Origin of the sequence: Streptomyces sp. NBC_01384, from assembly GCF_045040035.1 — a bacterium.
Lineage (GTDB): Bacteria > Actinomycetota > Actinomycetes > Streptomycetales > Streptomycetaceae > Streptomyces.
The window spans coordinates 1,705,541-1,719,571 of the sequence record NZ_CP109559.1 but is presented as its reverse complement, the minus strand read 5'-3'; the positions used below and the strand labels follow the sequence as shown (position 1 = coordinate 1,719,571).

At 70.9% G+C, this 14,031-nt stretch carries 12 protein-coding genes; 9 read left to right on the top strand and 3 right to left on the bottom strand.

Annotated elements, in window-relative coordinates; all coding sequences use genetic code 11:
- Positions 1-92 precede the first annotated feature (92 nt).
- Positions 93-782 (bottom strand): lysophospholipid acyltransferase family protein, encoded by a 690-nt coding sequence (locus tag OG747_RS07650; RefSeq protein ID WP_405878527.1) that lies wholly within the window; start codon positions 780-782, stop codon positions 93-95.
- A gap of 379 nt (positions 783-1,161) precedes the next feature.
- On the opposite strand from OG747_RS07650, the gene OG747_RS07645 reads away from it, so the two are divergent.
- The 3 genes from OG747_RS07645 (at position 1,162) to OG747_RS07635 (ending at position 3,503) form a co-directional block, all read left to right on the top strand.
- Positions 1,162-2,373, top strand: a complete 1,212-nt coding sequence (locus tag OG747_RS07645; protein ID WP_405878526.1) for a glycerophosphodiester phosphodiesterase — start codon at positions 1,162-1,164, stop codon at positions 2,371-2,373.
- Between the two features lie 73 nt (positions 2,374-2,446).
- Entirely contained in the window at positions 2,447-2,953 is a 507-nt protein-coding gene (locus tag OG747_RS07640) for a sigma-70 family RNA polymerase sigma factor (protein WP_405878525.1), read from the top strand.
- 46 nt (positions 2,954-2,999) lie between these two features.
- Positions 3,000-3,503: a GNAT family N-acetyltransferase gene (locus OG747_RS07635; protein ID WP_405878524.1), complete on the top strand. Its 504-nt coding sequence runs from the start codon at positions 3,000-3,002 to the stop codon at positions 3,501-3,503.
- Positions 3,504-3,521: 18 nt separating this feature from the next.
- Here OG747_RS07635 and OG747_RS07630 read toward each other — a convergent pair whose 3' ends face one another.
- Together OG747_RS07630 and OG747_RS07625 are read right to left on the bottom strand one after the other, a co-directional pair.
- Positions 3,522-3,968 (bottom strand): hypothetical protein, encoded by a 447-nt coding sequence (locus tag OG747_RS07630; protein WP_405878523.1) that lies wholly within the window; start codon positions 3,966-3,968, stop codon positions 3,522-3,524.
- 1 nt (position 3,969) lies between these two features.
- Positions 3,970-4,329 carry a hypothetical protein gene (locus tag OG747_RS07625; RefSeq protein WP_405878522.1) on the bottom strand — a complete coding sequence of 120 codons (360 nt, stop codon included), beginning with the start codon at positions 4,327-4,329 and terminating at the stop codon, positions 3,970-3,972.
- Positions 4,330-4,905: 576 nt separating this feature from the next.
- On the opposite strand from OG747_RS07625, the gene OG747_RS07620 reads away from it, so the two are divergent.
- The 6 genes from OG747_RS07620 (at position 4,906) to cobT (ending at position 13,997) form a co-directional block, all read left to right on the top strand.
- Positions 4,906-5,949 carry a methionine ABC transporter ATP-binding protein gene (locus OG747_RS07620; protein ID WP_405878521.1) on the top strand — a complete coding sequence of 348 codons (1,044 nt, stop codon included), beginning with the start codon at positions 4,906-4,908 and terminating at the stop codon, positions 5,947-5,949.
- Positions 5,946-6,683, top strand: coding sequence for a methionine ABC transporter permease (locus OG747_RS07615; protein ID WP_405878520.1), 738 nt, complete (start codon positions 5,946-5,948; stop codon positions 6,681-6,683). Before OG747_RS07620 ends, OG747_RS07615 begins: the two co-directional genes overlap by 4 nt.
- Positions 6,684-6,783: 100 nt before the next feature.
- Positions 6,784-7,611 carry a MetQ/NlpA family ABC transporter substrate-binding protein gene (locus OG747_RS07610; RefSeq protein WP_405878519.1) on the top strand — a complete coding sequence of 276 codons (828 nt, stop codon included), beginning with the start codon at positions 6,784-6,786 and terminating at the stop codon, positions 7,609-7,611.
- Between the two features lie 199 nt (positions 7,612-7,810).
- Positions 7,811-8,449: a GNAT family N-acetyltransferase gene (locus OG747_RS07605; RefSeq protein ID WP_405878518.1), complete on the top strand. Its 639-nt coding sequence runs from the start codon at positions 7,811-7,813 to the stop codon at positions 8,447-8,449.
- A gap of 184 nt (positions 8,450-8,633) precedes the next feature.
- Positions 8,634-9,851: a precorrin-6y C5,15-methyltransferase (decarboxylating) subunit CbiE gene (gene cbiE / locus OG747_RS07600; RefSeq protein ID WP_405878517.1), complete on the top strand. Its 1,218-nt coding sequence runs from the start codon at positions 8,634-8,636 to the stop codon at positions 9,849-9,851.
- A gap of 393 nt (positions 9,852-10,244) precedes the next feature.
- Positions 10,245-13,997 (top strand): nicotinate-nucleotide--dimethylbenzimidazole phosphoribosyltransferase, encoded by a 3,753-nt coding sequence (cobT, locus tag OG747_RS07595; RefSeq protein WP_405878516.1) that lies wholly within the window; start codon positions 10,245-10,247, stop codon positions 13,995-13,997.
- The last annotated feature ends 34 nt before the right edge of the window (positions 13,998-14,031 follow it).

The following is a 14,031-nucleotide window of genomic DNA, read 5'->3' as shown; positions in this document are numbered from 1 at the left end:
GCGCGGGGCTGTGACATCGTGCGGCTCCGCCGCGTGGGCGCGACCAGTCACAACTCACCCGCACCCGAGATACGGCCAGAGCGCCAGAGGTGCTACGCCGCCTTCGCCTTGGTGGCGTACATGTCCACGTACTCCTGCCCGGACAACCGCATGACCTCGGTCATCACGGAGTCGGTCACGGCCCGCAGCACATACCGGTCACGGTCCATGCCCTCGTACCGGGAGAACTCCATCGCCTCACCGAAGCGGACCGTCACCCGGCCGGGCCGCGGGAAGCCGGACCCACCGGGCTGGATCTTGTCCGTGCCGATGATGGCGAACGGGACCACGGGCGCGCCGGTCATCAGGGCCAGCCGGGCGATGCCGGTACGACCGCGGTAGAGCCGGCCGTCGGGGGAGCGGGTGCCCTCCGGGTAGATGCTGAAGACCTTGCCCTCCTCCAGCACCCGGCGGCCGGTCATCAGCGCCGCGACACCGCCGCGGCCGCCGTCACGGTCGACCGGGATCATCCCGCAGCCGGTGAAGAACCAGGCCATCAGCCGACCCTTGATGCCCTTGCCGGTGACGTACTCGTCCTTGCCGATGAAGAAGACCTGGCGGTCGCAGAAGAGCGGCATGATCATCGAGTCGATGAACGTGAGGTGGTTGCCGGCCAGGATGACCGGACCGTCGCCCGGGATGTGCTCCACGCCTTCCACCCGTGGGCGGAACATCAGGCGCATGATCGGTCCGAGCACTGCCTTGATGAGCGCGAAGCGGGACAACGGGCCCTCCGGTGTCAAGGGATTCGGTATGAGTCTGTGCAGGTGAGGACGATACTCGCGGCCCCCCGGTGATTGCACATCGGGTTCACCGACTGGATACGGACTGTTGATGAATGTTTACCTGCGGTGGCGTCCTGTTGCGCGTTCGTCACACGAACGGAGGCATGTGGCGGACGTCGCGGCGCTTGCCGCACTGGACCGGGACCCCGCGATCGGGAACCCCTGACCGCGTACCCACCGCCGCCGCCCCGAAACTGGCGGACCGTCAGTCTCCTCATCCCGTATGACATTCGGCGGAACCCCCATGTTCCGCCACGGGTCTCCCTCCCGTCACGCAAGGGAACCTACGATCGACCCGCTTTGACAGGTGCGGGGCGGTACGGCGGGAGGAGCTCTCATGGGGACTCAGGGAACGCAGGGAACGCAGGGGACACCGGAGTCGCAGGAGTCGAACGGGCAGGACCGGGGCACGGCGCGACGGGCGCTGCTCGGGGCCGCGGTGCTCGGCGCGGGCGGAGCGGTCCTCGGGCTGCCCGGCGCGGCGAGAGCCGACGAGCGGCAGGGGAGCGGCGGGTACGGCGGTGGGTACAAGAGCCTGCCGAAGCCGGCCGTCATAGGACACCGGGGCGCCAGCGGCTACCGGCCCGAACACACCTTCGGCTCGTACCAGCTGGCCCTCGACATGGGCGCAGACGTCATCGAGGCCGGTGACCTGGTGCCCACCAAGGACGGCCACCTCGTCTGCCGGCACGAGCCCGAGATCGGCGGCACCACCGACGTGTCGGCGCACCCCGAGTTCGCCGACCGCAAGACCATCAAGACCCTCGACGGCGTCGCCGTCACCGGCTGGTTCACCGAGGACTTCACGCTGGCCGAGCTGAAGACCCTGCGGGCCGTCGAGCGCATCCCCGCCAACCGCCCGCACAACACGCTCTACAACGGCCGCTGGGAGATTCCCACCTTCGAAGAGGTGCTCCACTGGCAGGACGAGCAGACCCGCAAGCGCGGCAAGCAGGTCTGGATCTACCCCGAGACCAAGCACCCCACCTACTTCCGGGCGCTGGGCCTCGGCCTGGAGGAGCGCCTCGCCAAGGTGCTGCGGGGGCACGGCAAGGACAAGAAGAACTCGCCGGTCATCATCCAGTCCTTCGAGCCGAGCAGCATCCAGCGTCTCGACAAGCTCGTCGACAACCCGCTCGTCGTCCTGCTCTCCGCCGCGAACACCCGTCCCTGGGACTTCGTCACCGCGGGCGACCCGCGCACCGTCGCCGACCTCGTCAAGCCCGAGGGCCTGAAGTGGATCGCCTCGTACGCGCAGGGCATCGGCCCGACGCTCGACCTGGTCATCCCCAAGGACGCGAACGGCGCCCTCACCACGCCGACCACGCTGGTCGCCGACGCGCACCGCGCGGGCCTGATCCTGCACCCGTACACCATGCGCAACGAGAACACCTTCCTGCCCGCGAACTTCCGCCAGGGCACCGACCCGAACGCCTACGGCGACGCCTTCGGCGCCTTCAAGACCTACTTCGCCACGGGCATCGACGGCGTCTTCTCCGACAACGCGGACACCGCGCTGCTCGCCCGCGAGGACTTCGTCAACGGATGATCAGGTCACCCCGATGGGGTGACAGCCGACCGCCCCGGCAACCTTGTGCCGGGGCGGCCGCGTCCCGCCGCATATGACCGACGACATGGTTTCCGTGCTGCGCCCGCTGCTCGCCGCCGAGGCCTCGGCGGAGGCCTATGCGACCGGGGCCGAACAGAGCGATCTCGAACAGGCCGTCTGGCTGCGCCTTCTGGAGCGCCTCGACTCGGACGGCCCGCCCCTCGACCCGCAGGGCTGGCTGCGCCGGGCCGTGCGCTCCGAGGCCCGCCGCACCCGCCGTACGGCCCGTCATGAAAGGCCGTACGCCTCCGAGCCCGCCGACGAGAGCGGGCCCGGCCCCGAGCAGCAGGCGATGAGCGCCGACAGCCGCCGCGCCCTGCACGACGCGGTCCGCCGGCTGCCGGGCCGCTGTCCGAGCCTGATGGCGGCGCTGCTCTCCCCGAAGGACCTCACCTACCGGGAGATCGCAGGCGAGTTGGGTATCTCACAGGGCAGTCTGGGTCCGGAACGTTCCAGATGCCTGGGATGTCTGCGTCGATTGCTTGCCCCGGTGGTTGCGGCCCGCGAGCCGCGGGGATAGGAGTGGGGGACGACCGGCGGAACAAGTGAGCGGGAGGCATGCACACATGGGCATGAGCGTGACCATCTCGGCGGCGACCGAGCAGGACGCAGAGCAGATTCTCAAGCTGCAGTACCTCTGCTATCAGAGCGAGGCCGCGCTGTACGGCGACTACGGCATCGAGCCGCTCACGCAGCCGCTCGACTCGCTCAGGGCAGAGCTGGCGGGCGGCACGGTTCTGGTGGCCCGGCTGGGCGAAGAGGTGGTGGCCTCGGTCCGCGGAGCCGTGGACCCGGACGGCACGGCCCACATCAACAAGCTCATCGTCCACCCGCGCATGCAGCGCCACGGCCTCGGCGGACGACTCCTCGCCGCGATCGAGTCCAAGCTCGCCGCGGACGGTACGGCGAAGTCCTTCGAGCTCTTCACCGGCCACCGCAGCGACCGCAATCTGCGCATGTACCGCAAGCACGGCTACGCGCAGGTCTCCACGGAGCGCGTCGACGAGCGGCTCACCCTGGTCACGCTGGTGAAGGGCGCCGCCGCGGACGCCTTCGCGACCAGCGCCTGACCCGCGCGGACGGCTGATCTACGCCGACTGCCCGGCTGTACGTGCCTTGCGCAGCCAGTACATCGCCGACAGCGGCAGCAGCACCGGGATGAACAGATAGCCCATCCCGTAGTCCGACCACACGGTGGCGTCGGGGAAGGCGGACGGCTCGACCAGCGTCCAGGTCCCGACGGTCAGTACGCCCGCGAGCTCGGCGGCGCAGCACACCAGCGCCGCCCTGCGGGCCGTCTCGCCGCCGCGCACCAGCGAGTACGTGATGAAACCGTAGACGAGGCCCGCCACCGCCGACAGCGAGTAGGCGAGCGGGGCCTTGTCGAACTCCGTCGAGATCTGCACGGCCGAGCGCGACACCGCGCCGACGACCATCACGCCGTACAGCCAGAGCAGCAGCATGCCGGGTCCGCTGATGAGCCGGGTCCGCTTCTTCTCCTGAGGCGCGATCCCGTTCTCCTCCGTGGCCGTCATCTCAGCCTCCCCAGATGTCATAGAGCCGCACCTCCAGTACGGCGAGGACGACACCGCCGGCCGCCACCGTGATCGAGCCCCAGCGGGTGCGCTCCGCCAGCGACATGAAGCCCACGGCCGGAACGCACGCGAAGGCGCCGAGCAGATACGCCACGAAGATCGTCGTGCCCTGGTCCGGCTTCTCGCCGCGCGCCAGCTGGACGACACCGATCACCAACTGGACGACGGCGAGCAGCGACACCACGGCCATGCCGATGAAGTGCCAGTCCTTGGTGGGCTGATCACGGTAGGCGGCCCAGCCGCACCAGGCGGCGAGCGCGAGCGCGGCGACGGCGGTCGCGACCGTCAGGGCATCAAGCATGCCGTGACCCTATTACGGGCCAAACGACCCGATGTCCTCGCCCCCGGGGTGCCCGGGACGCGCCGTCGGCCCGAGTGCCGTGGCGTTGGCCACAACCGGCGGCGCGTCCGAGCCGGCAGCGGACCTCCTGGTGCCGGGCCGCTCGGCCGTGCCCGCACTGGTCACGCGCGGGTGAGCGGAGAGCGCCACCGGCGGCTGGGAGGTGTCCACCGGTGTCCGCAATGCGGACAGCGGTTCTGGGCTCCGGCTGTACGTCTGCTTTACTTCTTCCCATGACCACGACGAGCAGCCGCATCCTTGCGACCGAGGCGACCATGACGCCCGGTGCTCGCTGTATGTGTCGAATGTGCGCCTTCTAGAGGGCCCCCGCACCACCGCCCCGTCTCGCGCCCCGAAGCGAGACCGCCGCGCCCTGTCCGTACCCCGTACGTGAGCGGCGCTGCCCCGCGCACTTGTTCTCCTCCCCGGATACATCCGGTTCCATCGCCACCGCGAGAACCGTGCCGCGTTCCCGACCGCATGCACCCGTGCCGGCGCACACCCGCGCCCCGCACTCGACAGTGACGGAAACCCCCAGTGATCACGACAACGGGCCTCACGAAAATCTATCGGGCTCACCGCTCGCGCGGCCGTGAAGTGACCGCCCTCGACGGCGTCGATCTGCACGTCCGCGAAGGCGAGGTGTACGGCGTCATCGGCCAGTCCGGCGCCGGCAAGTCCTCGCTCATCCGCTGCGTCAACCTCCTGGAGCGTCCCACCGCCGGCACGGTGACGGTCGCCGGACAGGACCTCACCGCGCTCGCCGGCCGCGGCCCGCGCGCCGGCAGGGAGCTCCGCCAGGCGCGCAGCCGGATCGGCATGGTCTTCCAGCACTTCAACCTGCTGTCCTCGCGCACCGTCCAGGAGAACATCGAGCTGCCGCTCGAAATCCTTGGCAAGTCAGGGAAAGAACGTTCCTTCAAGGCACTCGAACTCCTCGACCTGGTCGGCCTCTCCGACAAGGCCAAGGCCTACCCGGCACAGCTCTCCGGCGGCCAGAAGCAGCGCGTCGGCATCGCCCGTGCCCTGGCCGGCGACCCGAAGGTGCTGCTCTCGGACGAGGCCACCAGCGCCCTCGACCCGGAGACCACCCGCTCCATCCTCCAGCTGCTGCGCGACCTGAACCGGCAGCTGGGTCTGACCGTCCTGCTCATCACCCACGAGATGGACGTCGTCAAGACGATCTGCGACTCGGCCGCGCTGATGGAGAAGGGCCGCGTCGTCGAGTCCGGCACCGTCGGCGAGCTGCTCGCGACCCCCGGCTCCGAACTCGCCGAGGCGCTCTTCCCGGTCAGCGGCGAGGCGTCCGGCGACGACCGCACCGTCATCGACGTCACCTTCCACGGCGACGCCGCGACCCAGCCGGTCATCTCGCAGCTCTCGCGCACGTACAACATCGACATCTCGATCCTCGGCGCCGCGATGGACACCGTCGCCGGCAAGCAGGTCGGCCGGATGCGCATCGAACTGCCCGGCCGTTACGAGGAGAACGTCGTGCCGATCGGATTCCTGCGCGAGCAGGGCCTGCGGATCGACATCCAGGGCCGGCAGCCCGTATTCGTGAAGGACGGTGCCAAGTGACCTGGTCGGAGATGCAGCCCCTGCTGTCCCAGGCTTGTTGGGACACGCTCTACATGGTCGGCTGGTCCACGCTGATCGCGATCGTCGGCGGTCTGCCGCTCGGCATCCTGCTCGTCCTCACCGACCGCGGCGGACTCCTGCAGAACGTCGTCGCGAACAAGGTGATCGGGCAGGTCGTGAACATCGCCCGCTCGCTTCCGTTCATCATCCTGATGGTCGCGCTGATGAACTTCACGCGCACGATCACGGGGACGACCATCGGACGCGAGGCGGCGATCGTGCCGCTCGCCGTCGGCGCGATTCCGTTCTTCGCGCGCCTGGTCGAGACGGCGGTCCGCGAAGTGGACGGCGGGCTCGTCGAGGCCGTGCAGTCGATGGGCGGCAACACCTGGACCGTCGTGCGCAAGGTGCTCGTACCGGAGTCCCTGCCCTCGCTGATCTCGTCCGCGACCACCACGGTCGTCGCTCTCATCGGCTACTCCGCGATGGCCGGCACCGTCGGCGCCGGCGGCCTCGGCGACATCGCCATCCGCTACGGCTACCAGCGCTTCGAGACCGGACTGATGTGGATCACCGTGGCGATCCTCGCGGTCGTCATCTCGGTCATCCAGTTCGCCGGCGACTACGCGGCCCGCTCACTGCACCGGCGCGGTGGCCACTCCGGCGCCGCACCGAAGCTGCGGCTGCTGAAGGCCAAGGAGCCCGCCGCCGCGGAGGTCGGCAAGGTCGCCTGAGACCGCCCGAACACTCCCCCCTCTGGTTCTCCCCCCACCCGCAGATTTCCCCGTACCACCCACCACGGGGTTGCTCCACCCTTAAGGAAAGGCACTTTTCGTGCGTAACACCGCCAAGATCACCACCGCCGTTCTCGCCGCCGGAGCCCTCACCCTCGGCCTCTCCGCCTGCGGCTCGGACAAGAGCAGCGCCTCTGACACCAGCGGTCCGCTGGTCGTCGCCGCGAGCCCCACCCCGCACGCCGAGATCCTCGACTACATCAAGGACAACCTGGCGAAGAAGGCGGGCCTCGACCTGCAGGTCAAGGAGTTCACGGACTACGTCACGCCGAACACGGCGACCGAGGACGGGTCCGTCGGCGCCAACTACTTCCAGAACCAGCCGTACCTCGACGACTTCAACAAGAAGAACGGCACCCACATCGTGCCCGTCGTCACGGTGCACCTGGAACCGCTCGGCCTCTACTCCCACAAGATCAAGAAGGCCGACGAGCTCAAGAGCGGTGCGACGGTCGCCGTCCCGAACGACACGGTCAACGAGGCGCGCGCGCTCAAGCTGCTCGCCGCCAACGGGATCATCACGCTCAAGGACGGCGCGGGCAACAGCGCGACCACCAAGGACATCGCGAAGAACCCGAAGAACCTGAAGTTCAAGGAGCTGGAGGCGGCCCAGACCCCGCGCTCCCTGGACGACGTCGACGCCGCGGTGATCAACGGCAACTACGCCATCTCGTCCGGCCTCAAGCCCGCCAAGGACGCGCTCATCCTGGAGTCCGCGACGAACAACCCGTACGGCAACTTCCTCGCCGTCAAGAAGGGCAACGAGAGCGACCCGCGGGTGAAGAAGCTCGCCAAACTCCTCACCTCGCCCGAGGTCAAGAAGTTCATCGAGGACAAGTACGCGGGTTCGGTCATCCCGTCGTTCTAGTCCTTCAGGCCCTTCAGGCCCTTCAGGCCCTTACGGTCGTTCCGGTCCTTCCCGACGGACCACGTCACCGCACGGGGTCCACTCCATCACGCGGAGTGGACCCCATGGTGCAGTTCGGTGGCTTCATGCTGCATGCTGGGCAGTTCAGCGGCCCGCGGGATCCGAGGGCCCCAAGTCCCCGACGGTTACGGAGCGGCGCATGACCAGCACCTTCCCCGACATCTCCATCAGCACGGAGCGGTTGGTCCTGCGCGCGCTCGAGGAGGACGACGTCCCCGCCCTCGCCGAGATGATGAACGACGAGCAGGTCGGGGCCTGGACCGACGTGCCCCAGCCCTACACCGAGGAGCGGGCCCGCAAGTGGGTCGGCGAGTACGCGCCCACCGAACGCGCGGCGGGCCGGGGCCTCGACCTCGCCGTCACCGAGTTCCTCACCCAGCGCCTGGTCGGCATCGTCCAGCTCGCCAAGACGAACTGGCACGTGCGCTCCACCGAACTGTCGTACAGCATCGCCCCCTGGGCCCGCGGCGAGGGCTACGCCTCCGAAGCGGCGCTCGCCACCGCCCGATGGCTCTTTCGCGACCAGAAGTTCGAGCGCATCGAACTGCGCACCGCGGCCGACAACACCGCCTCCCAGCAGGTCGCCCAGAAGATCGGCTGCATCAGTGAGGGCGTGCTGCGCAACGCCTGTATAGCGCACACCCGCACCGAGGACGGCCGCTGGGTGGACCTCCGCACCGACTTCATCGTCTGGAGCCTCCTCCCGGAAGACCTCGACGGGGTCGGCGAGCAGCTCGCCGATACGGGTGGTTTCACGTCGTTCTCCGACTGGAACTGAATCCGGGGGATTTCCCGAACCGAATCCAGGGGACGTCTGGAACCGCACCCGAGGAACCGCTCCCACGACGCCGGCGCCCCGCGGAGTTCTGCGCGGCACCACCCAGCAACACCAGGTACCCTCACGGAGCCCGCCCGCGGGCTGCCCCTGACGACCTGCAAAAACCTTCTGGAGACTGACGACGATGGCCGACCGGGTCACGGTGATCGGCTGGGACGGCTCGCCCTTGACCGCCGCGGGGCGCTCCGCCCTCGGCGCGGCCACCCTGGTGGCCGGAGCGGCGCACCACCTGACGCTCCCGGAGGTGCCCCGGGCCGCCGAACGCATCCGCCTCGGCAGTGTCTCCCTCGCCGCCCGCCGTATCGCGAACCACCGCGGCACCGCGGTCGTCCTCGCCGACGGCGACCCCGGGTTCTTCGGCGTCGTACGCACCCTGCGCGCCCCCGAGTTCGGCCTGGAAGTCGAAGTCGTGCCCGCCGTCTCCTCGGTCGCCGCCGCCTTCGCCCGCGCCGGAATGCCCTGGGACGACGCGCAGGTGGTCGTCGCCCATCGCCGCACCCTGCGCCGCGCGGTGAACGTGTGCCGCGCCCACACCAAGGTCGCCGTCCTCACCTCGCCGGGCGCGGGCCCGGCCGAACTCGGCCTGCTCCTCGAAGGCGTCCACCGCACCTTCGTCATCTGCGAGGAACTCGGCACCGCAAGCGAGCGGGTCACGATCCTCACCTCCGACAAGGCCGCCGACCACACCTGGCGCGACCCCAACGTCGTCATCGTCATCGGCGGCTTCGTGGCCGCGGCCGAGGACGGCGGCTGGATCGCCGGACGCGACCCGAGCACCGGACCGCGCGGCTGGGCACTGCCCGCCCAGGCGTACGGGGGTGCGCTCGGCGAAGGCGAAACGGATCTGCTGCGCGCCGCCCAACTCGCCCGCCTGGGCCCGCGCGTCGGAGACCTCGTGTGGGACATCGGCTCCGGCAGCGGCGCCTTCGCCACCGAGGCGGCGCGCACCGGCGCGGCGGTCCTCGCGGTCGACCGCAACCCCGGCTCCTGCGCCCGCACCGAGGACTCCGCCCGCCGCTACCGCGTCCAGATGCAGATCGTGCACGGCACCGCGCCGCACGTCCTGGAGAACCTCCCCGAACCCGATGTCGTACGCGTCGGCGGCGGGGGAGCGGCGGTCGTCTCGGCCGTCGCCGACCGCCGCCCGCAGCGCATCGTGACGCACGCGGCGACCCGCGACGCGGCCGAGCTCATCGGCCGCAATCTCACCGAGCACGGCTACCAGGTCGAGTGCGCCCTCATCCAGTCCGTCGAACTCGACACAAGGGCCTGGACGGAGACGGAGCGGAGCGTCGCGTTCCTGCTCACAGGACAGCTGGAGCGGCGCGAACCGCCTCGTTGAGGGGTGGTGGTCGGGCGACGGGCGGGCCTGCCCGATCGCAACCCGTGATCCTGTTGTCGTACTGCGCGCGGTAGGCTGGCCGATCGTTGTACCGCTCCCGGGTGATCGGCCTTTCGTGGGTCAATGTCCGGAAAACGCGCCCGTTTTGAGGCGTGTGTGGTACGGCAGAACCGGAGGACGCGCAACGTGGCGCAGTCCACAGCGGGCCGTCGCGGATCAAGCTGTCGCGAGGGTCGGACGACCGGGACAATGCCAGTTAATGGCTTTGTCGTCTTTGTTGGCCGGTCGTTCGTGCCGCTGGGCACGCACGCTCGTTCTTCACTGTGGGGCGGTCGGTGCGCCGTTCCGGGCGAGCAGGACTTGGAAGCACTAACCGATGGGCGAGGGGTACGCATGACCGACACCGGCCAGGTCCCGGGCGAGGGACTGCCGGAGAACGCAGGCATGGTGGAGCAGCCGGGCGTCCCCGCCCCGGGCGCGTACACCTTCCTCGACCCCTCCGACAACCCCGCCGAGGACGACGACCTGCTCCTCATGCCGGGCGCGCAGGGCGCTTGGGGCAACGAGGTGGCCCCGCCTGCCCCGCAGCCCCTCCCCCACGAGCCTGGTCCGCACGAGACGGCCGGCCGGGACAGCGGTTCGATCGACCTCGGCGGCGTCCGTGTGCCCAGCCCCACGCCCGCCCCGCAGCCGACGCCACCGCGCCGCCCGCTGCACCTCGGCCCGCCGACCCCGGACGGCTCGGCGAGCCCGGTGCGCTCGCTCGCCGACCGCGGCCCCGCCGCCGCGCCGCCGGCCACCCCCATGAATCCCGTGACTCCGGCGGCTCCCGCAACTCCTGTACGGCACGCAGGTCCGCCTACGGCCGGGCCCGAGTACCTCGACGTACCGCAGCTCGCCGAGATCCCGTCGCAGGGCGCGGTGCCGCAGGGCGCGGTGCCGTGGGGGGCTCCGCCGGTGGGCCCCGAGGGGACGGCTGCCGAAACGGTCGTACCTGGGGTGGGACAGATCTCCGAGCCGGGAGCGGTCGCCGAGCCGGTGCCGGAGGCCGCCGAGACCGCGGGACTCGCCCCGGCTCCCCAGGCGGCGGAGGCGGTCGAGAACCCGGAATTCGCACAGGTGCCCCAGGCCCCGGAGACCGCCCACGTGCCCGAGGCGTCGGAGGTCCACTTCGCCCCGCAGCCGCCGGAGGTCGCGCAGGGTTCCGAGGCCGCGCACGCGCTGGACGGCTCACTGGACCTGCAGGCCCCCGACGCCACCCCCGCTCCCTTCCCGGTAGCCGTGGCCGCAGCCCAGGATCTCCCGCACGCGGTGCCGTCGGCGGACGCCCCTGCCGAGCACCTCGCCGATGCCCAGGCGCCCCAGCAGGCCGCCGTCCCGGCGCAGGTCCCCGTGCACCCCGGGAACGGGGAGTACCTGCACGAGCAAGCCCTCCAGCCCGCGCAGGAGCCTCAGGACCCGCAGGCGGCGCACGCCGCCGAGCCGCAGGTCACCGTTCCGGCGGAGCCGGTCACTCTCCTCGCCGACCCGGCGGACCAGGCGGCCCAGTTCCTGGCCCAGGACGCCTCGTTCGAGGCCCCGGACGTCCAGTTCGCGGAGGTGGGTGTTCATATGCCGGACCCCGTGGCCCAGTTCTCGGACACCGGTGCGGAGGCAGCGCCTTCGGCGGATGCCGTGCAGCCCGCGTCCGCACCGCAGCCCCTCGTCACGTCCGCAGCGCATGCCTCCGCCGACGTGCAGACGATCCCTGGCGCCGAGGCCTTCCCGGTCCAGGCCGCCCAGTTCGCGACCCCCGCCGAGGCCCACGCCGCGTTCGCCGAGGCCGGTGCCGGCGTACCTGTCGGTGTCGCCGCTCACGCTCAGGCGCCACGCGCGGCCGTGAACCAGCCGCACGGCGAGCACCACCCCGGCGACATGGCGGGCACGGCAGGCACGGCTGGATTCGCGGACGCGGCAGGCACGCCCGGATTCCAGGGCGCCTCCCTGGACCCCGCCGGGGTCCAGCCCCTCGGTCAGTTCGTGCCCGTGGAAGGCACGGTGCCCACGACCCCGCACCTGGCCCCGACCCCGCCGCACGCCATGACCGTGCCGCCCCTTCCCACGGAGGAGCAGCCTCCGGTCGAAGAATCTTCGGTCGAAAGGTCTCCGGTCGAAGAGTCCGCGTTCGAAGAGCCTCCGGCAGCGCGGGAGGCGGTGTCCGCGGAGTCGCCGAAGCCCCCTGCCACCGAAGCGGAGCACATCGCTCCGGTCCCCGCGCCCCGTGAGGCCGAGGCCGACACACCCCCCGTACCGGAGCCGTTCGAAGCGGACCCGGAGCCCGTAGTAGTCACACAGCAAGCGGAGGACCTGGACACCCAGGTCGCCGACCAGGAAGAGAGCACGGCCGTAGTGGAAGACGTACGAGAGTCCACCGGCCCGGCGGCCCCCGGCTACGACGACGCCGAGCGCGAGGCCGTGCTGCGCGTGATGCGCGAGCGCCGCGACATCCGCAACGGCTTCCGCAGCGACCCGATCCCGCACGACGTGCTGCTGCGGGTCCTGGAGGCCGCGCACACCGCGCCGTCCGTCGGCCACTCCCAGCCCTGGGACTTCGTCGTCATCCGCTCCGCCGAGACCCGGCGCACGATGCACGAACTGGCCGCCCGTCAGCGCGAGGCGTACGCCAAGTCGCTGCCCAAGGGCCGCGCGAAGCAGTTCAAGGAACTGAAGATCGAGGCCATCCTCGACACTCCGGTGAACATCGTCGTCACCGCCGACCCGACCCGTGGCGGCCGCCACACCCTGGGCCGGCACACCCAGCCGCAGATGGCCCCGTATTCGTCCGCGCTCGCGGTGCAGAACCTGTGGCTCGCGGCCCGTGCCGAGGGCCTCGGCGTCGGCTGGGTCAGCTTCTTCGACGAGCGCGAGATGGTCCGCGCCCTCGGCCTGCCCGAGCACTTGGACGTGGTGGCGTACCTGTGCGTCGGGTACGTCGACGAGTTCCCGGACGAGCCCGAGCTGATGCAGGCCGGCTGGTCCAAGCGCCGCCCGCTGTCCTGGGTCGTGCACGAGGAGACGTACGGCCGTCGCGCGCTGCCCGGCGAGGAGCCGCACGACCTGCTCGCCGAGACGGTCTCCAACATCCGCCCGCTGGACGCCAAGGCGCTCGGCGAGGCCTGGGAGCGCCAGAAGCGGATGACCAAGCCCGCGGGCGCGCTCGGCATGCTGGAGATCATCTCCGCACAGCTGTCGGGCCTGTCCCGGATGTGCCCGCCGCCGATCCCGGAGCCCGCCGCCGTCGCGATCTTCGCGGGCGACCACGGCGTGCACGCCCAGGGCGTCACCCCCTGGCCGCAGGAGGTCACCGGCCAGATGGTGGCCAACTTCCTGGGCGGCGGCGCGGTCTGCAACGCCTTCGCCAACCAGGTGGGCGCCGAGGTCTGCGTCATCGACGTGGGCGTCGCCTCCGACCTCCCCGCGACCCCGGGCCTCCTCCCGCGCAAGGTCCGTGCGGGCACCGCCGACATGACCACCGGCCCCGCGATGACCCGCGAGGAGGTCATCGCGGCGATCGAGGTGGGCATCGAGACGGCCCGTGACCTGGTGGCGGCCGGTAACAAGGCCCTGCTGACCGGTGAGATGGGCATCGCCAACACCACCGCGTCCGCCGCCCTGATCTCGGTCTTCACGGACACCGACCCCTCCGAGGTGACGGGCCGCGGCACCGGGATCAATGACGAGACCCTCGCCCGCAAGACCGAGGTCGTACGCCGCGCCATCGAACTCCACCAGCCGGACCCGGCCGACCCCATCGGCGTCCTCGCGGCCATCGGCGGCCTTGAACACGCCGCCATGGTCGGCCTGCTCCTCGGCGGCGCCTCCCTGCGTACGCCGGTGATCCTGGACGGCGTCAGCGCCGGCGCCGCCGCCCTCGTGGCCCGCGCCATCGCCCCCGAGGTCCTCGCGGCCTGCATCGCGGGCCACCGCAGCGCCGAGCCCGGCCACGCCGCCGCCCTGAACAAACTGGGCCTGCGCCCCCTGATCGACCTGGACCTCCGCCTCGGCGAGGGCACAGGCGCGCTGCTGGCCCTGCCGGTGGTCCAGAGCGCGGCGAGGGCGATGCACGAGGTGGCTACGTTCGATTCCGCGGGGGTAACTGAAAAGTAGGCCCACGGGCTGTGGGCGGACGCTCCGCAAGAGG

Coding starts and splice junctions, on each gene's coding strand:
- OG747_RS07645 (WP_405878526.1), top strand. CDS start 1,162: ATGGGGACTCAGGGAACGCAGGGAACGCAGGGGACACCGGAGTCGCAG.
- OG747_RS07605 (WP_405878518.1), top strand. CDS start 7,811: ATGACCAGCACCTTCCCCGACATCTCCATCAGCACGGAGCGGTTGGTC.
- cbiE (WP_405878517.1), top strand. CDS start 8,634: ATGGCCGACCGGGTCACGGTGATCGGCTGGGACGGCTCGCCCTTGACC.
- OG747_RS07625 (WP_405878522.1), bottom strand. CDS start 4,329: ATGCTTGATGCCCTGACGGTCGCGACCGCCGTCGCCGCGCTCGCGCTC.
- OG747_RS07640 (WP_405878525.1), top strand. CDS start 2,447: ATGACCGACGACATGGTTTCCGTGCTGCGCCCGCTGCTCGCCGCCGAG.
- OG747_RS07635 (WP_405878524.1), top strand. CDS start 3,000: ATGGGCATGAGCGTGACCATCTCGGCGGCGACCGAGCAGGACGCAGAG.
- cobT (WP_405878516.1), top strand. CDS start 10,245: ATGACCGACACCGGCCAGGTCCCGGGCGAGGGACTGCCGGAGAACGCA.
- OG747_RS07630 (WP_405878523.1), bottom strand. CDS start 3,968: ATGACGGCCACGGAGGAGAACGGGATCGCGCCTCAGGAGAAGAAGCGG.